Origin of the sequence: Actinoplanes sp. CA-142083, from assembly GCF_050942195.1 — a bacterium.
In the GTDB taxonomy this organism is placed as follows: Bacteria; Actinomycetota; Actinomycetes; order Mycobacteriales; family Micromonosporaceae; genus Actinoplanes.
This window is the reverse complement of the sequence record NZ_CP192076.1, coordinates 7,980,663-8,004,660: the sequence shown is the minus strand read 5'-3', so window position 1 is coordinate 8,004,660 and position 23,998 is coordinate 7,980,663. Positions and strand designations below refer to the sequence as shown.

Below are 23,998 nucleotides of genomic sequence, written 5' to 3'. Positions count from 1 at the left end.
CGTGGTGCGCGTGCTCGGCGTCGACCCGGGCCTCACCCGCTGCGGGGTCGGCGTGGTCGAGGGCGTGCCGGGGCGGCAGTGCAAGCTGATCGGCTACTACGTGGTCTACACCGACCCCGACGACGACATCGCCCTGCGGCTGCTGCGGCTCGACACCGAGCTGGCCAAGCTGGTCGCCGAGCACCAGCCCGGGAGCGTCGCCGTGGAGCGGGTGTTTTCCCAGCACAACGTACGGACGGTGATGGGCACGGCGCAGGCCAGCGGGGTCGCGATCCTGGCCGGCGCGCGGGCGGGGCTGCCGGTGCAGACGTACACGCCGAGCGAGGTGAAGGCGGCCGTGACCGGCTCCGGCACGGCCGGCAAGCAGCAGGTGACGAGCATGGTCACCCGGCTGCTCGGGCTCGACGCGCCGCCCAAGCCGGCGGACGCCGCGGACGCGCTCGCCCTCGCCATCTGCCACATCTGGCGCGGCGGGACGCGCGCACGTATAGAGGCCGCGGCGCTTGCCGCCAAAAGAAGGGCACGGCGATGATCGCGAGCGTCCGCGGCGTGGTCGCCGCGATCAACCCGGACAGCGCCGTGATCGAGGTCGGTGGCGTCGGCCTGCAGGTGCAGTGCGCGCCGGGCACTCTGGCCGGCCTGAAGGCCGGCGTCGAGGCTCGCCTGGCGACCAGCATGGTGGTCCGGGAGGATTCCCTCACCCTGTACGGCTTCGCGGACGACGACGAGAAGCAGCTGTTCGAGCTGCTCCAGACCGCCAGCGGCGTGGGCCCCCGCCTCGCCCAGGCGGTGCTCGCCGTGCACACGCCCGACGTGGTGCGCCGCGCCATCGCCGGCGCCGACCTGGCGACGCTGACCCAGGTGCCGGGCATCGGCAAGAAGGGCGCCGAGAAGATGGTCGTCGAGCTGCGCGACCGGATCGGCCCGCTGCCGATCGGCGGCGACGGCTCGGCCGGCGTCCTCAGCGGCGGCTGGCAGGAGCAGGTGCGCCAGGGCGTGCTCGCGCTGGGCTGGACGGTGGCCCAGGCCGACCAGGCGGTGTCGAAGCTCGCCGAGGACATCGACGGCGACGTCCCGCCGGTTCCGCAGCTGCTGCGCCAGGCGATCCGCCTGCTGGGCCGGGCTCGATGAGCGTGGTCTCCGCCGACGCGGGCGACGACGACCTCGACGCCGAGGCCAGCGTCCGGCCCCGCCGGCTGGCCGACTTCATCGCCCAGCACCGGGTGCGCGACCAGCTGGAGTTGCTGCTCAAGGGCGCGATGGGCCGCGGCACGCCGCCCGACCACATTCTGCTCTCGGGCCCGCCTGGCTTGGGTAAGACGACGTTGGCGAACATCGTGGCGGCCGAGCTCGGCACCGGCATCCGGACGACGAGTGGGCCGGTGATCGAGCGGTCCGGTGACCTCGCCGCGATCCTGACCAGCCTCGCGCCGGGCGACGTGCTGTTCATCGACGAGATCCACCGGATCGCGAAGCCGGCCGAGGAGCTGCTCTACAGCGCGATGGAGGACTTCCGGGTCGACGTGGTGGTCGGCAAGGGGCCGGGCGCCACCGCGATCCCGCTGGACGTCGAACCGTTCACGCTGGTGGGGGCCACGACACGCGCGGGGCTGCTGTCGGGGCCGATGCGTGACCGGTTCGGGTTCGTGGCGCATCTCGACTTCTACTCACCGGCCGATCTGGACGCCCTGTTGCACCGCTCGGCGCGGATTCTTGGGGTGCCGATCACGGCGGAGGGCGCCGCGGAGATCGCCGGGCGCTCGCGCGGCACGCCGCGCATCGCGAACCGGCTGCTGCGCCGGGTGCGGGATTACGCGGAGGTGCGGGCCGAGGGAGTGGTCACCCAGGAAACTGCCAGGGAGGCCCTTCGGGTGTACGACGTGGACGCGCTCGGCCTGGACCGGCTCGACCGTGCGGTGCTGCGGGCGCTGATCGAGACATTCCGGGGTGGCCCGGTCGGTCTGTCCACTCTTGCCGTCGCGGTGGGGGAGCAGTCCGACACGGTCGAGGAGGTCTGCGAGCCGTTTCTCGTGCGTGCGGGGCTGCTGGCGCGTACGCCGCGAGGGCGGGTGGCGACCGAGTCGGGGTGGCTGCATCTGGGCAGGACGCCCCCGTCCGGTGCGGTTCAGGCGGACTTGTTCGCCCGAGACGTATGAAATCCGCTCGTAATGTGAACGTGATGTGTGCCGCATTCGGACTTCCCAGGTTGACCGATTAGACTCGCCGCGGTTCAACCCAGATGTGTATATCGCCCTGACGCGCGCGACCGGTCGCGCCCGGGCCTACGGAAGGCTTTCTTGTGTATCTGTCAGCGGCCGCCTCGGGCGGGGGGAGCAGCTTCACCACGATCCTGTTCCTGCTTCTGCTCTTCGGCGTCGTCTATTTCCTGATGATCCGGCCGCAGCAGAAGCGGCGCCGCGAGGCGCAGAACATGCAGAAGCAGCTCGGCCCCGGCGACCAGATCGTCACCATTGGCGGACTGCACGGCACGATCGTCACGATTGACGACGACGCGGCTACTCTTGAGGTCGCTCCGGGTGTTCAGGTGAAGTTCGCCCGTCAGGCCATCGCCCGCGTCCTGCCCCGCCCGGAGGCGGAGGAGGCTGCTCCGGTCGAGGAGCCGACGGTCGACGACGTCGAGACCACGGTCGTCGACGACACCCAGAAAAAGGACTGATAGATCTTCCGGACCGGCCCGCGGCGCACTGAGCCGACGGGCCGGTTCGTCCGGCCGGAGATCGGCCACCGACACCGTACGGGTGCCGCCAGGGGGGCGGCCGTCAACGCAGGGAGACCGAACGCCGTGGCACGACCACCACAGGGACAGATGCATCCCGGACGCCAACTCGGCGTGCTCGGCCTGGTCTTCGTCGTCCTGTATCTGCTGGTCTTCTTCGCCGGTGGGGCGAAGGGGAGCTTCACCGACCGGCTCCACCCCAAGCTGGGGCTGGACCTGGTCGGCGGCACCCAGGCCACCTACATCGCGTCCGTGCAGGGCGGCCAGGTGCCGTCGAAGGAAAGCATGGAGCAGGCCAAGAACATCATCGAGAACCGCGTGAACGCGCTCGGTGTGTCCGAGGCCGAGGTGGTCGTCCAGGGCGACCGCAACATCGTCGTCTCGCTCGCGGGCAAGGCCGACGACCAGCTCAAGAACCTCTCGCAGGCCGCGCAGATGCGGTTCCGGCTGGTGATCGGCGCGACCGGTGACGTGTCGTCGACGGCGCTGAACCCGCCGTCGCCGTCCGCCTCGGCCTCGGCCGCGGCGCCCTCGAGCTCGGCCAAGCCGTCGACTTCGGCCAGTGCGCCCGCCGCCAACGCTTCGCCCTCGACCGGTGGTCAGGGTGGTGGCGAGGTCGTGAAGGCGCCGAGCCCGAGCGCCACGCCGAGCGCGTCGCCCACGGCGACCCCGGCCGCGACCAGCACCGCCGCCGTGCCCGGCCAGGAGCAGGTCTCCGTCGCCGACGTGCAGAAGAAGGTGGGCGCGGCCGCGTGGACCGCCGCCGAGAAGCTGACCGCGCCGGTCGACCTCTCCACCGACACCAAGGCCGGCCTGCCGTTCGCGAACTTCGCGAAGCTCTCCGGCGCCGAGGTCAACGCGCTGACCCCGCAGATGCAGTACTACGTGCCGACGGTCGGCTGCCAGCAGCTCGACAACCGGCCCAACGGCGCGATCGACGACGTGAACAAGCAGGCCACGGTCTGCTACCAGGGCGGCAAGATCCTGCTGGACAAGGCGCCGGTCGTCGGTGACGACATCTCGAAGGCCAGCCCGCAGCTCGACCAGCAGAACGGCCAGTGGGTCGTCTCGCTCGACTTCAAGAGCGAGGGCTCGACGAAGTGGGCCAACCTGACCCGCCAGGCGTTCAACGCGACCTCGAGCGACCCCTGCTACACCGCCGCCACGGCGATGTACGGCAGCATCGAGCACTGCGCCGTCGCCGTCGTGCTCGACAAGACGGTGATCTCGGCGCCGCAGATCCAGGGCGTGCTCACCGGCACCTCGCAGATCACCGGCCAGTTCACCGCGGTCAGCGCCAAGCAGCTGGCCGACCAGCTCAACTTCGGCGCGCTGCCGGTGACCTTCACCTCCGGTCCGGCGCAGACGGTCTCCGCGACCCTGGGCATCCAGCAGCTCAAGGCGGGCCTGCTCGCCGCCGCGATCGGCATGGCGCTGGTGGCGGTGTACGCGTTCTTCTACTACCGCCTGCTCGGCTCGGTCATCTTCCTGAGCCTGATCCTGTCGGGTCTGCTCACCTTCGGCGCGCTGGTCTTCCTCGGCCGCACGCTGGGCTTCACCCTGACCCTGGCCGGTATAGCGGGCTTCATCGTTTCACTAGGTGTGGCAGCAGACTCGTTCGTCATCTACTTCGAACGCCTCAAGGACGAGATCCACGAGGGCCGAAGTCCGCGTAGCGCCGTGCCCCGCGCCTGGGCCCGGGCGCGCCGCACGATCATCTCGGCGAACACGATCACGATCATGGCCGCGGTGGTGCTCTACATCGTCTCGGTCGGCGCCGTTCAGGGCTTCGCCTTCGCGCTGGGTCTGTCCACCGTGCTCGACCTGATCGTGGTGTTCCTCTTCCGGCACCCGATCATGACGATGTTCGCGAACACCAAGGCGTTCATGTCGCCGCGGGTCAGTGGTCTCGGCCGCGTCCTGCGTCGCGCCCCGACCGACGTCAAGGAGGCCTGATCATGGCCCGCACCGGTCTCGCCACCCGCCTTTACCAGGGCGAGGCGAACATCAACATCGTGGGCCGGCGCAAGACCTGGTTCACGATCGCCGCGATCCTCGTCGTGATCTCGATCGGCAGCTTCGTGTTCCGCGGCTTCAGCCTGGGCATCGAGTTCGCCGGTGGCACGTCGTTCAGCGTGCCGGGCAAGACCAGCAGCGGCGAGAAGCTCACCCAGAACGAGGTGCGCGACGCGGTGGAGAAGGCGGTCCAGGGCGTCGACCCGGGCGCCGAGGTCACCGCCGCGCAGACGGTCCGCGGGGCCGGCCAGGAGAGCTTCATCATCCGGGCCTCGGCGCTGACCGCGTCGCAGGCCGAGCAGGCGAAGACCACGCTGGTCGACGACCTCGGGGTCAAGGCCGAGGACGTCAGCGACGACCAGGTCTCGGCGGCCTGGGGCGGGCAGGTGACCCGGCAGGCCGTCATCGGCCTGGTCATCTTCCTGATCCTGGTGATGGCGTACCTGGTGATCCGATTCGAGTGGCGGATGGCGGCGGCCGCCGTCTCGTCGCTGCTGCTCGACCTGATCCTGACCGCGGGCGTGTACTCGCTGGTCGGCTTCGAGGTGACGCCGTCCACGGTGATCGGCTTCCTGACGATTCTCGGTTACTCGCTGTACGACGTGGTGGTGGTGTTCGACAAGGTCCAGGAGAACACCCGCGGCATCACGGCGGGCAGCACCCGGACCTACTCCGAGGCGACCAACCTGGCGGTCAACCAGACCATCATGCGGTCGATCAACACGGGCCTCGTGGCGCTGCTGCCGGTCGGCGGCCTGCTGTTCATCGGCGCCGGCCTGCTCGGGGCGGGCACGCTGAAGGACCTCGGCCTGGTGCTCTTCGTCGGCATGGGCTTCGGCGTGATCTCCTCGATCATGTTCGCGGCGCCGGTGCTCACCGTGCTCAAGGACCGCGAGCCGAAGATCAAGGCGCACACGGCCCGGGTCCTGGCCCGCCGCGCGGCGGTCAAGTCGGGCGACGTCGCCCCGCGCGCCGAGCGTCAGCGCCAGCCGAACGCCACCGAGTCGGACGAGGCCGCTCCGGCCCTGGCCACTTCGTCGGCGCCGCGGCCGGGCTCGCGGCCGACGGCCAAGCGCAACACGAACCGCGCCGGACGCCCCGGCGGCGCCGGCAACCGCCCGAGCGGCGGCGGCAAGCGCCGCTGATTTCTCGCGCTGGTGGCCCGTCTTTCTCCGGAGAGGCGGGCCACTAGTCTGTTGGCCGTGACTGATCAGACTCCGCGGGGTGACGGCGGGCCCGAGCTGGCGGCCGTGGTCGAGAACGGCACGGTCGACGTGCCCGACTTCCCGAAGCCGGGCATCGTCTTCAAAGATCTGATGCCGCTGTTCGCCGACGGCGCGGCCTTCCGCCGGGTGGTCGACGGGATCGTCGCCCACTACCCGGACGGCTTCGACGTGGTCGCCGGGGTCGAGGCGCGCGGGTTCGTGGTGGCCGCCGCGGTCGCCTACGCGACCGGCACCGGCGTGGTCCCGGTGCGCAAGGCCGGCAAGCTGCCGCGAAAGGCCCTGAGTGCCTCGTACGCGCTCGAGTACGGCGAAGCCACCCTCGAGGTGCACGAGGACGCGTTCATCGCCGGTCAGCGGGTTCTGGTGGTCGACGACGTGCTCGCCACCGGCGGCACGGCCGGCGCGGCGCTCGATCTCGTGGAGCGCGCGGGCGGCACGATCGCCGGCTTCACCGTGCTGATGGAGCTGGCCTTCCTGAAGGGCCGGGAGCGGCTCGCACCCCGAGAGGTGCACGCGCTGCTGACCGTTTGACCGCTTTGTCGGATTGGCAGTCGTTCTTTCGGAGGTTCGGCCGGGCCATCGGGGAAGACGGTGCGGGTAGGATGGCGTTCCAGACCAGGTGACCAATGGCATGAGCGGACTTCTCCGGCCGACGGCGACCGGTGAGGTTCCAGGCGATGGTGTGAGGAGGCCGGTGTCCAGCGACGTCGCCCCTCCGGCGGAGGGCACGGTGCAGCCGACCGAAGACACACAGACCGGAGCGGACGCCACGGAGGCGCCGCCCGTGGAGGAGGCGCGCGCGGCCGAGACGGTCGTCGAGCCGGCGGCTGAGCCGGCCGTCGAGCCCGGTCAGCCTCGTCCCGCGGTGCCGACTCCCGCGCCCGATCCCGAGGTCACCCAGCCGATGCCACCGGGCGAGGAGCCCAGCGGCGGGTTCGGGCTGGCCAGCGCGCCGACCGGCCGGCGGGTTCGCGCCCGGCTCGCCCGGTTCAACGCGCCGTGGCAGAGCACGCAGGTCAGCGAGGTCCTCGAGCCGCTGATCGCGACCCACCGGGCCAGCCACCCCAAGGCCGACGGGCGTCAGCTCCAGCGCGCCTTCGACGTGGCCGCCCGCTGGCACTCGGGTCAGTACCGCAAGTCCGGCGACCCGTACATCACGCATCCGCTCGCCGTGGCGACGATCCTGGCCAACCTCGGCATGGACACGACCACCCTGGTGGCGGCCCTGCTGCACGACACGATCGAGGACACCGACTACTCGCTCGACCAGATGCGCACCGACTTCGGTGGCGAGGTGGCGCTGCTGGTCGACGGCGTGACCAAGCTCGACCGGGTCAAGCTGGGCGACGCGGCCAAGGCCGAGACGATCCGCAAGATGGTCGTCGCGATGGCCAAGGACCCGCGCGTGCTGGTCATCAAGCTGGCCGACCGGCTGCACAACATGCGTACGCTGACGTTCCTGCCCCGCGCCAAGCAGGAGCAGAAGGCCAAGGAGACGCTCGAGATCCTTGCTCCCCTGGCCCACCGCCTGGGTATGAACACGATCAAGTGGGAGCTCGAGGACCTCGCGTTCGGCACGCTGTTCCCCAAGCGGTTCGAGGAGATCAACCGGCTGATCGGCGAGCACCAGCCGCAGCGTGAGGCGCTGCTGCGCCAGGTGACCAACCGGGTCTCGCTCGACCTGAAATCAGCCAAGATCAAGGCGGAGACGACCGGCCGCCCGAAGCACCTGTACTCGATCTATCAGAAGATGATCGTGCGGGGCCGCGACTTCAACGACATCTACGACCTGGTCGGCGTGCGCATCCTGGTCGACACGGTCCGCGACTGCTACGCCGCGCTGGGCGTCATCCACGCGAACTGGCAGCCGGTGCCGGGCCGGTTCAAGGACTACATCGCGATGCCGAAATTCAACATGTACCAGTCGTTGCACACGACGGTCATCGGCCCGACCGGCAAGCCGGTCGAGATGCAGATCCGCACGTTCGCCATGCACCGTACGGCCGAGTTCGGCATCGCCGCGCACTGGAAGTACAAGGAGCAGAAGGGCGCGACGATCGTCGGCCCGCCGGCGCACATCGACGAGATGACCTGGCTGCGGCAGCTGCTCGACTGGCAGCGCGAGGCGAGCGACCCGTCCGAGTTCCTGGACGCGTTGCGCTTCGACCTGTCCAGCCAGGAGGTCTACGTCTTCACGCCGAAGGGCGACGTGATCCCGCTGCCCACCGGCTCGACCCCGGTCGACTTCGCCTATGCGGTGCACACCCAAGTCGGGCACAAGTGCATCGGCGCCCGGGTCAACGGCAAGCTGGTCCCGCTCGAGTCGACGCTGTCCAACGGCGACGTCATCGAGATCTTCACGTCGAAATCGGCCACGGCCGGCCCGACGCAGGACTGGCTCGGCTTCGTCAAGAGCCCGCGGGCGCGTACGAAGATCCGGCAGTTCTTCAACAAGGAGCGCCGCGAGGAAGCGATCGAGGTCGGCAAGGAGTCGATCGTCAAGGCGATGCGCAAGCAGGGCCTGCCCCTGCAGCGCATGCTGACCAGCGAAAACCTCACGACCATCGCCCGCGACCTGCACCTGGCCGACGTGGCCTCGCTGTACGCCGCGGTCGGGGAGAACACGGTCTCGGCGCAGTCCGTCGTGCAGAAGCTCGTGGCCGGTTTCGGCGGCGAGGAGGGCGCGGTCGAGGACATCGCCGAGACCGCCGTCGCGACCCGTCCGCCGCGCAACCGCAGCACCGCGCAGGACCCGGGCGTGGTGGTCAAGGGCGTCAGCGACGTGTGGGTCAAGCTGGCCCGCTGCTGCACGCCGGTGCCCGGCGACGCGGTGTTCGGCTTCGTCACCCGCTCCGGCGGGGTGAGCGTGCACCGCGAGGACTGCGCCAACGCCGAGGACCTGCGCGACCAGTCCGAGCGCGTGGTCGAGGTCAGCTGGAAGCCGACGAGCGCGTCGACGTTCCTGGTGGCGATCCAGGTCGAGGCGCTCGACCGGCACAAGCTGCTGGCCGACGTGACCCGGGTCCTCTCCGAGGAGCGCGTCAACATCCTGTCGGCGACGGTCACCACGACCCGAGACCGCGTCGCGGTAAGCCGCTTCACCTTCGAGATGGCCGACCCGAAACACCTCGGCCACCTGGTCGCGGCGGTCCGCAAGGTCGACGGCGTCTTCGACGCCTACCGGGTCACCTCGGGCGCATAGCAAAGGGCGGGGCCGAGGCCCCGCCCTTTCAGCAACACAAAGCTCAGGACATCGTTAGCGTCTTGATGTCGAGTTCCTTCTTGGGGTGGCCGCCGCCTGCCTGCTGCGCGAACGCGCCGTCGTCGCCTGCTTTGACCACGTCCTTGACGACGTCGAGGCCCGTGGTGATCGTGCCGAGCAGCGTGTAGTTCGCCGGGAGCTGGGTGTTCTCCGAGCAGATGAAGAACTGGCTGCCGGTGCTGCCGGCCTGGCCCGTGTTCGCCATGGCGATGGAGCCGGCGGGGTACGGGTTGTTGGTGTCGGTCGGCAGGTTTTCCTCGGTCATGGTGTAGCTCGGACCGCCCTGGCCGTCGGTGTCGCGGTAGCCCTTGCCGCTGGCGAAGGGGTCGCCGCACTGGAGCACCTTGAAGCTGGCCTCGTTCACCAGGCGGTGGCACTTCGTGTTGTCCCAGAACTTCTTGCTGCTCAGGTACGCGAAGCTCGACGCCGTGCACGGCACCTTGGCCTTGTCGATCGTCGCCACGATCTTGCCGAGGTTGGTGTCCATGGTCAGCGTCGCGGTGCCGGTGTTGGGCGCGGTCGCCGGCGGGGTGCCGACGTCCTTGACCTTGCCGCCGCCGGAGTCCGGGGTCCAGGTACAAGCCACCTGACCGGCGGGCACGGCGCTCGCGGTCGAGGTCGACTTCTTGTCGTCCTTCATCGCGGTCACGATCCAGACCGCCACGCCGGCGATGACCACGACCGCGATCGCCGAACCGATGATGGCCTGCCGCTGCCGGCGCTTACGAGCGGCCGCGGCGCGCTCGGCCATCTCCTTCTCGAGCCGGGCCCGCGCCGCCGCGCGCTGCCGGTCCTTGATCGACGACACGGTGTTCCTCCTGCTGGTGTTCGGCCTGGGGGATTTAAGACTGTGCGCTCGCCGAGGGCGCCGCGGAGGCCGCCGTCTGCCCGACGGTGAGACTGGTAATCGTGATCTTGGTCTTGGGCTTGACCTTGTCGCCGGCGTCGTCCGCGACGGTGGGGATCTTGCCGATCTTCTCGACGGTGGTCATGCCGCCGGCCACCGAGCCGACGGTCGAGAACTCCGGGGTGGCCGGCGAGTAGTCCTTGAAGAAGATCAGGAACTGGCTGCCGTTGGTGCCGGGCGGGTTGCCGATCAGCGCGACCGTGCCCTTGGGGTAGAGCGGGGTCTTGGCGGCCGTGCCGGAACTCGGCGACGGGTCGGGCGCGGCCGGCGTGTTCTCGCTGTACACGCTGTAGGTCGGGCCGCCGAGGCCGGTGCCGCTCGGGTCGCCGCAACGGATCGCGCCGTACGTCGTGATCTCGTGGCAGGTGGTGTTGTCGTAGAAGTTCTTGCTCGCCAGGTACCGAAGGTCCTCCGCGCCGCACGGCGCCGAGGCCAGATCCAGGCTGACCTCGATCGGGTCGCCCTGGTCGGTCTTCACCGTCATCGTCTCGGCGCCGTCGACGGGAATGTCCTTGGTGGGCGGCGTGCCGACGTCCTTGAGGTTGGTGTTGGTCGTCGCGCTCTGCGGCGTCCAGGCACAGATGTCCTGGTCGGCCGCAGTGGTCGTCTCGTCGGAGTCGAACGCCCCGCCGATCCACGCGATCCCGGCGACGATCAGGAGAACCGCGACACCAGCGCCGACACCGGCGTACATCCGGCGCCTCCGCCGCTCCTTGACGGCTCGTCGTGCCATTTGCCGATCGAGCTTCGCCCGGGCGAGCTTGCGCTGCCGGTCCTTACTGGATGCCACCGAACGCTGCCCTTCCTCCTGTGTCTTGTCACACGCCCGCAAGAGTGTACGGGTACCTCCTGAGAAAGTGGTGTGCCCCCGCCCGGCTAGGCTCGTTACGATTCGTACCCGATCTGTCTGTGGAGTGGATCAGTTGCTCGTCACTGGGTTTCCGGCTGAAGCCTTCGGCACCAATTGCTATGTGGTGGCCGCCGGGCCGGGCGAGCAATGCCTGATCGTCGATCCCGGCATCGGGGTGCTCGACCAGCTCGACGAGGTGCTCGCCTCGCACAAGTTGCAGCCGGCGGCCGTGCTGCTCACGCACGGCCACCTGGATCACACCTTCTCGGTGGCGCCGGTGTGCGGCGCGCGCGGCATCCCGGCGTACGTGCACCCGGCCGACCTCGAGATGCTCGCCGACCCGGCCAAGGGGCTCAGCGCCGATCTGTCTTCGCTGTTCGGCGGCCGCCTGGAGTACACGGAGCCGTCCGACGTGGCCGAGCTGACCGACGGCGCGGTATTGAACCTCGTCGGTCTCGAGGTGACCGTCGACCATGCCCCTGGCCATACCGGCGGGTCGGTGCTGTTCCGCCTGCCGGGGGATTCGTCGCCGCTGTGCCTTTCCGGCGACGTGCTCTTCGCGGGATCCATCGGACGCACCGACCTGCCGGGCGGGAACACCGAGACGATGATGACCAGCCTGCGGGACAAGGTTCTGCCGCTGGCCGATGACACCGTCGTCCTGCCCGGCCACGGACCGGCCACCACCATCGGCCGCGAGCGCGCGACGAACCCGTATCTGCGGGAACTGATCGCCGCGCCCGGCCGTGGTCTCTGATCGAATTCCTAGGAGATTTTGAGAATGCCGATTTCCGGCTTCCCCGAATGGCTGCCCGCGCAGCGCATGATCGAACAACGTGTCATCGACCGGATTCGCACGACCTTCGAGCTGTACGGCTTCGCGCCGCTGGAAACACGCTCCGTCGAGCCGCTCGAGACGCTCCTCAGCAAGGGGGAGACCTCGAAGGAGGTCTATCTGCTGCACCGCCTCCAGGGAGCCCCCGACTCCTCGTCCGACGATCAGCTTGGGCTGCACTTCGATTTGACCGTGCCGTTTGCCCGATATGTCGTGGAAAATGCCGGCAAGCTGGTCTTTCCGTTCCGGCGCTACCAGATCCAGAAGGTGTGGCGGGGTGAGCGGCCGCAGGAGGGTCGCTATCGGGAGTTCCTGCAGGCCGACATCGATGTGGTCAACCGGGACAATTTGCCGTTCCACTACGACACCGAGATGCCGCTGGTCGTCGGGGACGCGCTGAGCGGGCTGCCGATCCCTGCGGCGCGCATCCAGGTCAACAACCGGAAGGTTTGCGAGGGCTTCTACCGGGGGCTCGGCCTGTCCGACACCGACCAGGTGCTGCGTACCGTCGACAAGCTCGACAAAATCGGCCCTGCGCGCGTATCCGAAATGCTGGTCGAAACCGCAGGCGCGACCGCGGCCCAGGCGGCCGCGTGCCTCGACCTCGCGGCGATCTCGGCCGAGGACGCCTCGTTCGTGGACGCGGTGCGCAAGCTGGGCGTCAGCGATCCGCTTCTCGACGAGGGGCTCGAGGAGCTCGTACGCGTCGTGGAGACCGCTCGCGAGCACGCGCCCGGCCTGGTCATCGCCGAGCTCAAGATCGCCCGCGGCCTCGACTACTACACCGGAACCGTCTACGAGACCCAGTTGCGCGGCTACGAGCGGTTCGGGTCGGTCTGCTCCGGCGGCCGCTACGACAACCTCGCCTCCTCGGCCAAGGACAGGTTCCCCGGCGTCGGCATCTCGATCGGCGTGTCCCGCATGCTGGGCGTGCTCTTCGGGCAGCAGGCGCTGAGCGTGTCGCGCTCGGTGCCGACCTGCGTGCTGGTCGCGCTGCCGCACGAGGACCAGCGGGGGACTTGCGACCGCATCGCCGCGTCGCTGCGGCGACGCGGCATCCCCACCGAGGTCGCGCCGGTCGCGGCAAAATTCGGCAAGCAGATTCAGTACGCGGACAGGCGCGGGATTCCGTACGTGTGGTTCCCGGGCGACCAGGACGAGGTCAAGGACATCCGCTCGGGCGCCCAGGTAACGGCGGACGCGGCCTCGTGGACGCCGCCGGCGGAGGATCTGAACCCGATGGTGACCGGCGCTTGACTCTCCCCTTACGGGAGACACCAAGCTCGAGCCATGCCCCACTACATCGGCTCCGGTCCGTATTGCTACGCCAACTCGCTCGCGATGATGCTCGGGCCGGCGGCGCCACCGCCGTCGGTCATCGAGGTGCTGACCGGCTCGCCGTTCGGCTTCGAGCTGCTCGGCGGGCGGTTGCCCCTGTTCGACCCGTATGGCTGGGATCCCGATCGCGGCCTCGACGACGCGATCGGGATCCTCGGCTGCCGATGCCTGCGCGGTGGCGCCGACGATGACGAGCAGGCCCTCGCGATGCTGCGCGATGTGCTCGCGCGCGGGCCGGCGCTGGCCGGGCCGGTCGAGATGGGCCTGCTCCGACATCAGCCCGGCATGACCGGCCCGATCCAGGCCGACCACTTCGTGGTGGTGCTCGAGGCCGACGACGAGACCGTGCTATTCCACGACCCGGAGGGCCATCCCTACGCGACGCTGCCGACCCCGCAGTTCCTGGCCGCGTGGCGGGCCGACACCATCTCGTACAGATCCAAGCCCTACACAGTGCGGCATGGTTTCCAGGGCCCGCTCCCGGCGGTCGGCGCCGACGATGCGCTGAGGTTGGCGATGCCGCGGGCGGTCGACTGGCTGCGGGGGCGAGACGACCTCGAGGTGCCACCGGGCACGCTGGGCGGCGCCGAGGGTGTGCTCCGGCTCGCCGAGATGGTCGAGGACGGTTCGGCCAACGTCGGGTTCCTGACCAACTTCGCCGTCCGCGTCGGCGCCCGTCGCCTCTCCGACGCCGCAGCCGCGCTAGCCGGCCTCGGCCTCGACAGCGCCGCTTCGGTGGCCACCCGCCAGGCCCGCCTGGTCGGCAGCTTGCAGTACGACCTCGTGGCCGGCGAGACCGCCGCAGCCTCCGCGACGCTGCACCGGCTGGCCCCCACCTACGAGGAGCTGGCAACCCACCTCGGCGCCTGACACCGCACCGCCTCGCCGTCGCCTGCTAGGAGTGCGCAGCCCACCTCGGCGGCTGACACCCCAACCGGTTCGCTGGCGGAGTTGGCAAACCGCCCTCGGCGGCTGACACGTGCGCGGCCGCCGGGCCGGTGCCTCCGGCGACGAGCCTGCCTCCGCCCGGCGGTGCCTGCTCGGCGGGCGGTCCGGCGGTGTCTGGTTGGCGGGCGGTCCGGCGGTGTCTGGTTGGCGGGCGGTCCGGCGGTGTCTGGTTGGCGGGCGGTCCGGCGAGGTGTCGTGTCGGCGGGCCGGCCCGTGCGGGTGGCGCGTCAGCGCGTGGACTCGTGGCGGTGGCGGTGGCGGTGGCGGTGGTGCGTCAGCGGAGGTGCATCACCTCGACGGTGTGGGGGAGCTTGGGGGTGGTGAGGGTTTGGGCGGAGGTGGTGCCGTCGTTGCCGCACAGGGCCAGGACGAGGAAGTTGGCCAGGGCTATGTCGATGGGGTGGGGCTCGGTTTCCGAGGTCTGGTAGAAGGCCATGCTCTGGGCGTATGTCACCTGGCGGCGGCCGTCGGGGCTGTGCCATGAGACGGTCTGGTGGCCGATCGTGCCGCCGTCGTGGCCCCAGAAGCGGCCGCAGGGGAGGTCCACCCAGTACAGGCCCAGGCCGTAACCGCCCAGGGACGGGTCCTCGGGGACCTCGGGAACTGTGGTCTGCATCTGGGCCAGCTGGGCGGGCTTCAGGAGTCTGCCGGTCAGGAGGGCGCGGTAGAAGACGTTCAGGTCGCGTGCGGTGGAGACGATCTCGCCCGCGGCCCAGCCCCAGGACATGTTGCAGCGGGTGAAGTCTTTGAGCGTTCCGTCCAGCCAGGGCACGTAGGCGTGCATGTGTGGGCCGCGGATGTCGGGGTCGGTGCCCTCGAAATAGGTGTCGCGCAGGCCCAGCGGGCGCAGGACGCGCTTGGTGACCTCGGCACGGTAAGCGTGGCCGGTCACGCGCTCGATGATGATCCCGGCGAGGATGTAGTTGGTGTTCGAGTAGGAGTGCATCTCGCCGGGGGCGTTCGTGGCGCCGGCGCCTACGCCCAGGCGGACCAGCTGCTCCGGCGAGTAGGTGGTGCCGCACAGGGCGGGCAGGTCTTCCAAGCCGTGGATGATCGCGGTGTCGTAGTCGCCGATGCCGCTGGTGTGGTTCAGCAGCATCCGTACGGTGACCTGTCGTGCCAGGTCGGCGGGTACCAGGCCGCGCGGCAGGTACCGGGCGATCGGGGCGTCCAGGGCGATCCGGCGCTCGCCGACGAGCTGGAGGACCGTCGTGGCGGTGAAGGTCTTGGTGATGCTGCCGACCCGGTGCCGCATCCCGTCGCGGACGGGCGCGCCGGTGGCGATGTCGGCGACGCCGGTGGCCGGGGTCCACGTGCGGCGGCCGTCGCGCACCTCCGCGAAGGCGCCGGGCATCCCGGCGGCGTGCACGGCATCGAGCTGTTCCTGCAGCTGGAGGCCAAAATCGGCCGTGGCGGCGGCCGGCGCGGCGGGAGCTAGCAGGACGGTGAAGACGGTCAGAACGGTCAGGGCGCGTCGCAACACTGCTGCCTCCCGGGTCGTTTGAGCCATCCATGATGGTCCATACGCGCCACTTGAAGTCAGCTGGGAATGTGCCTCCCCTCTGGGAGAACCGGCGGGTAGGAGGCTACGGTTGCGTAGGTTACGCAACCGTAGGGAGTGATCGTGGACCAAACCGCCCTGCTCATCGAGCTGGAGCCCGTGGTGGCTGCCAACCTCGACCGGCATCTGTCGCTGGCCAAGGAGTGGTTCCCGCACGAATACGTGCCGTGGAGCGAGGGGCGCACCTTCGACGGTCTCCTGAACGGCGAGCCGTGGCGCGAGGAAGACTCCGCGATCCCGGACGTGGCCCGCACCGCCCTGATCGTCAACCTGCTGACCGAGGACAACCTGCCCTCGTACCACCACGAGATCGCGACGCTCTTCGGCCGCGACGGCGCCTGGGGCACCTGGGTGCACCGCTGGACGGCCGAGGAAGGCCGGCACGGCATCGCCCTGCGCGACTACCTGACGGTGACCCGGGCGGTCGACCCGGTCGCCCTGGAGCGCGCCCGGATGACCCACATGCAGGCCGGGTACGCCAACGCGCACCCGGAGGAGATGATGCACTCCATCGCGTACGTGGCGTTCCAGGAGCTCGCCACCCGCATCTCGCACCGCAACACCGGCAAGGCGACCGGCGACCCGCTCGCGGAGCAGCTACTGGCCCGGGTGGCGGCCGACGAGAACCTCCACATGGTCTTCTACCGCAACCTGCTGGCCGCGGCCTTCGACCTGGACGCCGACAACGCGATGCAGGCGGTCGCCGATGTGGTGGCGGGCTTCGAGATGCCGGGGGCGAACATCGAGGGCTTCCAGCGCAAGGCCCTCTCGATCGCCCTGGCCGGCATCTACGACCTGCGCCAGCACCGCGACGAGGTGCTGCAGCCGGTCCTGCGCCAGTGGAACGTCTTCGGCCGCACCGACCTGACCGCCGAGGGCGAGAAGGCGCGCGAGCAGCTGGCCGCCCACATGGACGGCCTCGAGGTGCAGGCCGCCCGCTTCGAGGAGAAGCGCGAGGCCCGGCGCCTGCGTCAGATCCAGAAGCTCTGAAGCTCAGCGGTGATACGGGAACGGACGGCCGGCGACCTCGACGCCTGCGTGGCGGGGCTGCGGGCCGTTCACCTGACCGACGGCTATCCGAGGAACTGGCCCGCCGACCCGGCCGGGTGGCTCTCGCCGCCGCGGCTGCTGCGGGCCTGGGTCGCCGAGCTGCCGGAAGTGGGGCTGGCCGGGCACGTCGCCGTTCAGGGGGACGGCGAGGTGTCCCGGCTCTTCGTGGTGCCGGGCGCCCGCCGGCAAGGAGTGGCGGAGGCGCTGGTACGGCAGGCCGTCGCCTGGGCCCGGGCGAGCGGGCAAGTGCTGACTCTGAACGTCACCGACGAGCAGCGGTCGGCGGCGATCGCGTTCTACGAGGCCACGGGGTGGCGCTACACCCACACCACCGTGGCCGGGTGGACCGGGCCGGCCGGCGAGCCGGTGCGGCTCCTGCACTACCGGCTCGAGCCCGGCGCCTGAGGGATCTCGAAGAGCATGCAGGAGCTCGTGGCGTGGGCCAGCAGGCGGTCGGCGCCGTCGACGATGCTCGCCTCGGCCAGGGCCGTGCGGCGGCCGCGCTGCAGGACCTTGCCGGTGCAGACGATGCGGCCGGTGGCGATCGTGATGGGACGCAGGAACTTCACCGTCAGGTCGAGGCTGGTGTAGCCGACGCCGACCGGCAGCGTGCTGTGCACCGAGCAGGCGGCGGCCGTGTCGAGCAGCGTGGAGATGACGCCGCCGTGCATGGTGCCCAGGGGGTTGTAGTGGAACTCCTGGGGATCCAGCCGCAGGGTGACCGCGCCCTCCTCGACTTCCATGGCGGCCAGGTCGATCAGGTGCATGATGGGCGGCGCCGGGAAGTCGCCCCTCGCCATGGACTGCAGGAAGTCCAGGCCGCTCCGGCGGCCGATCTCGGCGGCGTGGGTGGCGGGGTCGGTCCAGCCGAAGGTTCGGGTGCGCTCCTGGGTCTGCGTCATGGATCCAGGCTTCGGGCGGTTGCTGCGTCTGTCAAGTAGACCTAGCCTGGCTGTCATGAATCCCACAACCTCCTTCGACGCGCTGAGCTGGTCGATCGACGGGTGCACGATCGGCCGGGCGATGGAGGTGCTCGGCGAGAAGTGGACCGTCGTGGTGCTGCGGGAGGTGTTCAACGGGATCCGCCGCTTCGACGACATGCGGGTGCGCACCGGGATCCCGCGGCAGGTGCTCACCAACCGCCTTGCGATGCTGGTCGAGCAGGGCCTGCTGCGGCGGGAGCCGTATCGGGAGCCGGGCGCGCGGGAGCGCCACGAGTACCGGTTGACGCGCAAGGGGCTCGACGTCTACCCGGTGCTGATCACGCTGCTGGAGTGGGGCAACCGGTACCTGGCCGATCCGGGCGGCCCGCCGCTGCGGTTTGCGCATCGCGACTGTGGGGCGGAGGTGCGCGCGGAGCTGCACTGTTCGGAGGGACATCGGTTGGCGGATCCGCGCGAGGTGGTGCCGAGGCCGGGTCCAGGGGCTCGTCGCAGGTGACGACGACGGAATCACCCTGGGCGCCGCTGCGCAACTCGGTGTTCCGGAACCTGTGGATCGCCGTGCTCGCCAGCAACGTAGGCACCTGGATGCAGACGGTCGGCGCCCAGTGGCTGGTGGTCAAGGAGCCGGACGCGGCGACCTGGGTGAGCGCGGTGCAGGCCGCGACGACCCTGCCGGTGCTGCTGCTCGCGCTGCCGTCGGGGGCGCTCGCCGACCGGTTCGACCGGCGACGGCTGCTTCTCGCCGTACAGATAGGGCTGTTTGTTGTTGGTTGTGGTTTGACCGCACTCACGGCGATGGACCTCATGCCGCCGCCGTTGCTGCTGGTCTTCACGTTCCTGCTCGGGGTGGGGCAGGCGCTCACGCTGCCGTCCTGGCAGGCGGTGATCCCGGAGGTGGTGCCCCGGGACGAGCTGCCGTCGGCCTCGGCGCTCGGTGCCGTGAACACGAATCTGGCGCGGTCGGCCGGCCCAGCGGTGGCGGGGTTGCTGGTCGCCCAGATCGGGTCCGCGGCCGTCTTCGCGATCAACGCGCTCTCGTTCGGGATCTTCGCTCTCGCCCTCGTCGTCTGGCGGCGCAAGCCGCAGACTCCCGCGTCGCATCCGGAGCATCTGGGCTCCGCGTTGCGGGCCGGCGGGCGATACGTCCGCTATTCGCCGGTGGTGCGTCGGCTGCTCGGGCGGGTCGTCCTCTTTGTCCTGCCGGGCAGCGTGGTCTGGGGCCTGCTCCCGCTGGTCGCTCATCAGGAGCTGAAGATGGGCGCGAGCGGCTACGGCATCCTGCTCGCGGCTCTGGGGGTGGGCGCGATCGCCGGCGCCCTGCTGATGCCGAGGATCCGCAATCTGATCACGCCGAACCAGCTGATCGCGATCGCCGGCGTCGTCTACGGCCTTGCGCTGGTCGTCATCGCCCTGGTGCCCAACCGGTACGCGGTCACCGCCGTCCTGGTCGCGGCCGGGCTGGCCTGGATGACGCTGGTGTCGCGGATGAACGCGACGCTGCAGCTCTTCCTCCCGAACTGGGTGCGAGCCCGCGGCTTCGGCATCTACCAGGTCGTGTTCGCCGGCGGGCAGGCGTTCGGCGCCCTGATCTGGGGGCAGGTCGCCCAGGGCGGCGGCCTGAAGGTCGCCTACCTGGCCGCGGCGGCGCTCATGCTCCTCGGCACGGTCACGGTGCTCTGGTGGCCGATCCACGAGCAGGACGGCACCGACCGCAGCCCGGCGATCTTCTGGGCCGAGCCGCACCTGATGCTCGAGCCGCACCTCGACGAGGGCCCGGTGCTGGTCACCGCCGTCTATCGGGTCGACGAGGCGAACGTCGACGCCTTCCGGGAGGCGATGGAGGCCCTGCGCGGTTCTCGCCAGCGCACCGGAGCGACCCGGTGGGGCCTGTTCCGCGACGGCGAGGACCCGGCCAAGTTCGTCGAGGTCTACCAGGTGCCGACGTGGGCCGAGCACCTGCGGCAGCACGAGGGGCGGCTGACCGTACGCGACGAGGAGGTCGAGGAGAAGGCCGTGGCGCTGGCCCGGGGCCCGGCCGAGGTCACGCACCTGTTGCCCGCCAACGACAATACGGACTAAAGGCATTAGCCCGATGTTTCGTATTTGTTCCGTTTAATCTTAGGCGGTGTCGAGTCGCCGGCTCCTGATCATCGGCGGCGCGGCCGGACCGGGCCTGCTCGGCCGCTTCGTCTCGCTGGCCGGCGGCGCGGCAGCCCGCATCGTCGTGATCGCCACCGCCAGTTCCGCGCCCGCGGAGGCCGAGAGCGCCCATTGCGAGGCGTTCACCGCGCTGGGCGCGGGCGAGGTGCATGCGCTGCGCCTGGCCACCCGCGGCGACGCTCAGTGTGAACAGCCGCTCCTCAAGACGGCCACCGGTGTCTTCTTCACCGGCGGCGACCAGGAGCGGATCTCCTCGGTCATCGGCGGGACGAAGGCCGACGCGGAACTCCAGCGACATCCGCTGATCGGCGGGACCAGCGCGGGCGCCGCCGCCATGTCCGGCACGATGATCGTCGAGGGCGACGCGCCCGGCGTGACCCGCGCCAGCGTGCGCACCGGCCCCGGCCTCGAGCTGCTGCCCGGCGTGCTGATCGACCAGCACTTCGCCGAGCGCGGCCGGGTCAACCGCCTGCTCAGCGCGGTCGCCCTCTACCCGCACGAGCTGGGCCTCGGCATCGACGAGGACACCGCGATCCTGACCGAGGGCGACTGCTTCGAGGTGCTCGGCTCGGGCGCGGTCACGGTGATCGACGCCGGCGCCGCCACCGACATCCGAGCCCCCGCGCAGGGCCCGATCACTCTGGCCGGCGCGCGCATCCACGTGCTCGCCGCCGGGCACACCTTCCACCTCACGGGACGCCGGCCGGTCGTCGACGCACCCGCGCCTGAACGGGGAGTCGCATGAAGATCGAGAGCCTGCGCCGCCTGCGCGGACCCAACGTGTACCTGTCGCGGCCCGCGATCGTGGCCGGCCTGCGGCTGGGTGCGCTCGCCGGACGGGAGACCTCGGACGTCACCGGCTTCGCCGAGCGGCTGCTGCGCGCGCTGCCCGGGCTCGCCGACCACCACTGCGCGGCCGGGGCGCCGGGCGGCTTCGTCAGCCGGCTGCGCGGCGGCACCTACTTCGGGCACGTCACCGAGCACGTCTGCCTGGAGCTGTCCCAGCTGATCGGGCGGGACGTGAGCTTCGGCCGTACCGTCTCGACCGGCGAGCCGGGGCTCTACCACCTGATCATCGAGTGCCCGGTGGACGAGCCGGCCGAGTCGGACGTGCCGGGCGACCTGCTGGCCGTCGCCGTCGACCTGGTCACCGAGATCGTCGCGGGGGTGTCGTACTCGAGCGTCGCGCTGGCCGCCGCCGGCGCCGGCGTTCCGCAGATGCAGCATGGATCGGCGGGCCGGCTGGCGATGCTGGCCGCGACCGCCGAACGGGAGGCGACCGGGCCGAGCACCCGGGCGATCATCGCGGCGGCCCGGCGGCGGGGCATCCCGGTCGAGCGCTGCGCCGACCTCAGCCTCGTGCGGCTCGGCTGGGGCAACCGGCGGCGGCTGGCGTGGGCCGCGATGAGCGACCGCACCAGCGGCGTGGGCATCGACATCGCCGGCGACAAGGAGATCACCCGGCGGCTGCTCCTCGACGCGGGCGTGCCGGTCCCGGCCGGTGGGGTCGCGCGGTCCGCCGCCGAGGCCGCGCGCCTGTTCGCCACTCTCGGCGCACCGGTCGTGATCAAACCACGCCAGGGCCGGCAGGGCGATCGGGTCACGCTGAGCGTGACGACCGGAGCAGAGGTCGCGTACGCCTTCGCGGCAGCCGGCCAGGACGTGGTCATCGAACGGCAGCTGAGCGGCCGCGACTACCGGGTGCTCGTGGTGAACGGTGAGATCGTCGCCGCCGCCGAGCGCATCGCCGCCCACGTCGCCGGCGACGGCCGCAGCACCGTCGCCGAGCTCGTCGACCGCACCAACACCGACCCGCGCCGGGGCGCCGGCCACTCCCGCGTGCTGACCCGGATCACCGTGGACGACGCCTCGATGCGGGTGCTGGAGCGGCAGGGCCGCTCGCTGAGCGACGTGCCCGCGACCGGCGAGAGCGTCTGGCTGCGCGAGACCACGAACCTGTCCACCGGCGGCACCAGCCACGACGTCACCGAACGTTTGCACCCCGACGTGGCCCGGCTCTGCCTGCGGGTGGCCGCGCTGGTCGGGCTGGACATCGCCGGGATCGACCTGCGGCTGCCCGACATCGCCGAGCCGCTGCCGCCGGTCGCGGCCGGGTGCGAGGTCACCGGCGGCGTGATCGAGGTGAACGCCGTGCCCGGCCTGCGGATGCACCTGGCGCCGGTGCGCGGCCGGTCGCGCGACGTGGGCGACGCGATCGTCCGGGCGATGTTCCCGGCCGGATCCGACGGCCGGATCCCGACCGCCGCGGTGACCGGCACGAACGGCAAGACCACGGTGGCCCGGCTGACCGCGCACCTGCTCGCCGACACCGGCATGCGGGTCGGGCTGACCACCACCGACGGGGTGAGCATCGACGGCCGCACGATCTTCCGGGCGGACGCGACCGGGCCGCTCTCGGCGCAGATGGTGCTGGGCGACCCCGGCGTGCAGGCGGCGGTGCTGGAGACGGCGCGGGGCGGGCTGTTGCGGCGCGGGCTCGGCTACGACTGGTCGGACGTCGGCGTGATCACCAACATCACCGCCGACCACCTCGGGCAGGACGGCCTCGACACGATCGACGATCTCGCGCACGTGAAGGCGCTGGTGGCCGAGCGGGTCCGCGACGGCGGCACGCTGGTGCTCAACGCGGACGACCCGTGGGTGCGCTCGCTGGTGGACCGGCCGCGGGTGCGCGCCGACCGCAAGCGGATCGTGTGGTTCGGGCTCGACGCGCGGCAGCCGGTGGTGGTCGAGCACCTGGCCAGCGGCGCGACCGCGTACCTGCTGCACGACGGCTGGCTGGTGCAGGCGACCGGCGCCCGGCGCACGCCCATGCTGCGGGTGGCCGACCTGCCCGGGGCGTACGGCGGGGCGGCGCCGCACGCGGCCGCGAACGCGCTCGCGGCGGTGGCGGCGGCCCGGGCGCTCGGGGCCGGGCAGGAGTCGGTGGCGAGCCGCCTCGCCGACTTCGACCCGCCGGTGGCGAACCCGGGACGGGCGACGCTGCTGCGGATCGGCGACGTGTCGGTGTTCGTGGACTACGCGCACAACCCGGCCGCGCTCGCCGCCACGCTGCGCACCCTGCACCGGCTGTGGGGCGTCGAGCGGTGCGTGGCCGCGGTGACGCTGCCCGGCGACCGCCGCGACGACCTGCTGGCGGCGTGTGCGCAGATCGTCGCGGACGGGGTGGGCCGGGCGGTGCTCTACGACGACGAGGATCCGCGCGGCCGGCAGCCGGGGGAGGTCTCGGCGCTCGTCGAGCGGGAGATGCGGGCGCGGCGGCCCAAGCTGCTGGCGCTGCGGGCGGACGGCTACCGCGACGCGATCACCGAGTCGCTGCGGCTGGCCCGGCCCGGCGACGTGGTGCTGGTGCTGTACGAATCGCTGGCGCCGGTGCTCGCGCTGCTGGTCGAGCTGGGGGCGGTACGGGCCTCGGACGTGCCGGTGATGACGCTGCCGACGACCAAGGCGCCCGGGGCGGTGCAGTCGCCGGCCCGTGACCTGGCCAGGGGCGTTCTGCTGGGGTAACGACAAGGCTCTGTTTCGTGACCCGACCAGGGCTGCGGCGTGGCCCAGGCGCCGCCTGACGGCGCCCGCAGGGCGGCCACATACAACCCCGGTATGCGACCACCCTGCGGGCGTCGCCAGACGACCCCTGGACCTCGCCTCACACATGGCCGGGTCACGAAACAGAGCCTTAGTCCGACTTATCGGAGATGGACACGCCGCGTGATGATGTTGGCACGCGGAAATGGCTGAACAGGCGGGGGGATCACCCGATCAGATGGGGTTGCACAGGTAGATCCTTCAACATTTGTCGTATGGCTAGTAATTAAAGATCATCAGTGTGTGACGGGTTTCGTCTCGCTGCGTGACGCGTTGACGACAATCAGTGGGCCGACCGGATGTGGACATTCAGAAACTAGAACTAGCGACGCATCGGCTATATCCCGAAAAAATGGGATTCAGAGGGCGAAACGGCACGGCAAACAGTCCATGATCCGACTTTCGGCCCCTCGAAGATCGCCCCGACGGGTGGCATATACGTGGAAACGGTCCGTAACGATCCGCAGGTAGAGCACGCTCTGGGCGTCTCGTGATAGTGCCCGAGGTGGGCTAACATCCTCGCCGTCGATGGGGAACGCACGGTCCAACGGCGGGCCG

The 23,998-nt window shown here is 70.6% G+C and carries 21 protein-coding genes; 17 read left to right on the top strand and 4 right to left on the bottom strand.

Going from position 1 to position 23,998, the window contains the following annotated elements; all coding sequences use genetic code 11:
- Positions 1 to 4 precede the first annotated feature (4 nt).
- The 8 genes from ruvC to ACQPZX_RS36510 all read left to right on the top strand — a co-directional run bounded on the left by ruvC (position 5) and on the right by ACQPZX_RS36510 (position 9,181).
- Positions 5 to 532, top strand: a complete 528-nt coding sequence (gene ruvC / locus ACQPZX_RS36545) for a crossover junction endodeoxyribonuclease RuvC (RefSeq protein ID WP_433385635.1) — start codon at positions 5 to 7, stop codon at positions 530 to 532.
- A complete protein-coding gene (gene ruvA, locus ACQPZX_RS36540; RefSeq protein ID WP_433365804.1) occupies positions 529 to 1,131 on the top strand; it encodes a Holliday junction branch migration protein RuvA in 603 nt (200 codons plus the stop codon). Before ruvC ends, ruvA begins: the two co-directional genes overlap by 4 nt.
- A complete protein-coding gene (ruvB, locus tag ACQPZX_RS36535) occupies positions 1,128 to 2,156 on the top strand; it encodes a Holliday junction branch migration DNA helicase RuvB (protein WP_433365801.1) in 1,029 nt (342 codons plus the stop codon). The genes ruvA and ruvB overlap by 4 nt, the downstream gene beginning before the upstream one ends.
- A 143-nt stretch (positions 2,157 to 2,299) precedes the next feature.
- Positions 2,300 to 2,677 carry a preprotein translocase subunit YajC gene (gene yajC, locus ACQPZX_RS36530; RefSeq protein ID WP_433365799.1) on the top strand — a complete coding sequence of 126 codons (378 nt, stop codon included), beginning with the start codon at positions 2,300 to 2,302 and terminating at the stop codon, positions 2,675 to 2,677.
- Between the two features lie 150 nt (positions 2,678 to 2,827).
- Positions 2,828 to 4,693 carry a protein translocase subunit SecD gene (secD, locus tag ACQPZX_RS36525; RefSeq protein WP_433385632.1) on the top strand — a complete coding sequence of 622 codons (1,866 nt, stop codon included), beginning with the start codon at positions 2,828 to 2,830 and terminating at the stop codon, positions 4,691 to 4,693.
- A gap of 2 nt (positions 4,694 to 4,695) precedes the next feature.
- Positions 4,696 to 5,898, top strand: a complete 1,203-nt coding sequence (secF, locus tag ACQPZX_RS36520; protein ID WP_433365796.1) for a protein translocase subunit SecF — start codon at positions 4,696 to 4,698, stop codon at positions 5,896 to 5,898.
- Between the two features lie 96 nt (positions 5,899 to 5,994).
- Positions 5,995 to 6,510, top strand: a complete 516-nt coding sequence (locus tag ACQPZX_RS36515; RefSeq protein WP_433385629.1) for an adenine phosphoribosyltransferase — start codon at positions 5,995 to 5,997, stop codon at positions 6,508 to 6,510.
- 163 nt (positions 6,511 to 6,673) lie between these two features.
- Positions 6,674 to 9,181 (top strand): RelA/SpoT family protein, encoded by a 2,508-nt coding sequence (locus ACQPZX_RS36510; protein WP_433365793.1) that lies wholly within the window; start codon positions 6,674 to 6,676, stop codon positions 9,179 to 9,181.
- Between the two features lie 43 nt (positions 9,182 to 9,224).
- On the opposite strand, the gene ACQPZX_RS36505 is transcribed toward ACQPZX_RS36510, so the two are convergent.
- Complete coding sequence (locus ACQPZX_RS36505) at positions 9,225 to 10,049, bottom strand: peptidylprolyl isomerase (protein WP_433365792.1); 825 nt, start codon at positions 10,047 to 10,049, stop codon at positions 9,225 to 9,227.
- A 34-nt stretch (positions 10,050 to 10,083) separates the two neighbouring features.
- Positions 10,084 to 10,938, bottom strand: coding sequence for a peptidylprolyl isomerase (locus ACQPZX_RS36500; protein ID WP_433365789.1), 855 nt, complete (start codon positions 10,936 to 10,938; stop codon positions 10,084 to 10,086).
- A gap of 133 nt (positions 10,939 to 11,071) precedes the next feature.
- Here ACQPZX_RS36500 and ACQPZX_RS36495 point away from each other — a divergent pair, with 133 nt between their 5' ends.
- From ACQPZX_RS36495 to ACQPZX_RS36485, 3 genes are read left to right on the top strand one after another with little or no spacing between them, the layout of a single operon-like run.
- Positions 11,072 to 11,755, top strand: a complete 684-nt coding sequence (locus ACQPZX_RS36495) for an MBL fold metallo-hydrolase (RefSeq protein ID WP_433385626.1) — start codon at positions 11,072 to 11,074, stop codon at positions 11,753 to 11,755.
- A gap of 24 nt (positions 11,756 to 11,779) precedes the next feature.
- Positions 11,780 to 13,090: a histidine--tRNA ligase gene (gene hisS / locus ACQPZX_RS36490; RefSeq protein ID WP_433365786.1), complete on the top strand. Its 1,311-nt coding sequence runs from the start codon at positions 11,780 to 11,782 to the stop codon at positions 13,088 to 13,090.
- A gap of 33 nt (positions 13,091 to 13,123) precedes the next feature.
- Positions 13,124 to 14,041: a hypothetical protein gene (locus ACQPZX_RS36485; protein WP_433365784.1), complete on the top strand. Its 918-nt coding sequence runs from the start codon at positions 13,124 to 13,126 to the stop codon at positions 14,039 to 14,041.
- Positions 14,042 to 14,393: 352 nt separating this feature from the next.
- On the opposite strand, the gene ACQPZX_RS36480 is transcribed toward ACQPZX_RS36485, so the two are convergent.
- Positions 14,394 to 15,509, bottom strand: coding sequence for a serine hydrolase domain-containing protein (locus tag ACQPZX_RS36480; protein ID WP_433385623.1), 1,116 nt, complete (start codon positions 15,507 to 15,509; stop codon positions 14,394 to 14,396).
- A gap of 228 nt (positions 15,510 to 15,737) precedes the next feature.
- Here ACQPZX_RS36480 and ACQPZX_RS36475 point away from each other — a divergent pair, with 228 nt between their 5' ends.
- Positions 15,738 to 16,670: an acyl-ACP desaturase gene (locus ACQPZX_RS36475; RefSeq protein ID WP_433365781.1), complete on the top strand. Its 933-nt coding sequence runs from the start codon at positions 15,738 to 15,740 to the stop codon at positions 16,668 to 16,670.
- Between the two features lie 9 nt (positions 16,671 to 16,679).
- Positions 16,680 to 17,135, top strand: a complete 456-nt coding sequence (locus tag ACQPZX_RS36470) for a GNAT family N-acetyltransferase (protein WP_433365778.1) — start codon at positions 16,680 to 16,682, stop codon at positions 17,133 to 17,135.
- Here ACQPZX_RS36470 and ACQPZX_RS36465 read toward each other — a convergent pair.
- The gene (locus tag ACQPZX_RS36465; RefSeq protein WP_433365775.1) at positions 17,111 to 17,632 is read right to left on the bottom strand and encodes a PaaI family thioesterase; all 522 of its coding nucleotides are present in this window, start codon (positions 17,630 to 17,632) and stop codon (positions 17,111 to 17,113) included. The genes ACQPZX_RS36470 and ACQPZX_RS36465 overlap by 25 nt on opposite strands.
- Positions 17,633 to 17,687: 55 nt before the next feature.
- Between ACQPZX_RS36465 and ACQPZX_RS36460 the strand changes: the two genes are divergently transcribed.
- From ACQPZX_RS36460 to cphA, 4 genes are read left to right on the top strand one after another with little or no spacing between them, the layout of a single operon-like run.
- Positions 17,688 to 18,170, top strand: a complete 483-nt coding sequence (locus tag ACQPZX_RS36460) for a winged helix-turn-helix transcriptional regulator (protein WP_433365772.1) — start codon at positions 17,688 to 17,690, stop codon at positions 18,168 to 18,170.
- Positions 18,167 to 19,753, top strand: coding sequence for an MFS transporter (locus ACQPZX_RS36455; protein WP_433365769.1), 1,587 nt, complete (start codon positions 18,167 to 18,169; stop codon positions 19,751 to 19,753). The genes ACQPZX_RS36460 and ACQPZX_RS36455 overlap by 4 nt, the downstream gene beginning before the upstream one ends.
- A 46-nt stretch (positions 19,754 to 19,799) precedes the next feature.
- On the top strand, positions 19,800 to 20,579 hold the full coding sequence (locus tag ACQPZX_RS36450) for a cyanophycinase (RefSeq protein WP_433365766.1): 780 nt from the start codon (positions 19,800 to 19,802) through the stop codon (positions 20,577 to 20,579).
- The gene (gene cphA, locus ACQPZX_RS36445; protein WP_433365763.1) at positions 20,576 to 23,362 is read left to right on the top strand and encodes a cyanophycin synthetase; all 2,787 of its coding nucleotides are present in this window, start codon (positions 20,576 to 20,578) and stop codon (positions 23,360 to 23,362) included. The genes ACQPZX_RS36450 and cphA overlap by 4 nt, the downstream gene beginning before the upstream one ends.
- Positions 23,363 to 23,998: the final 636 nt, after the last annotated feature.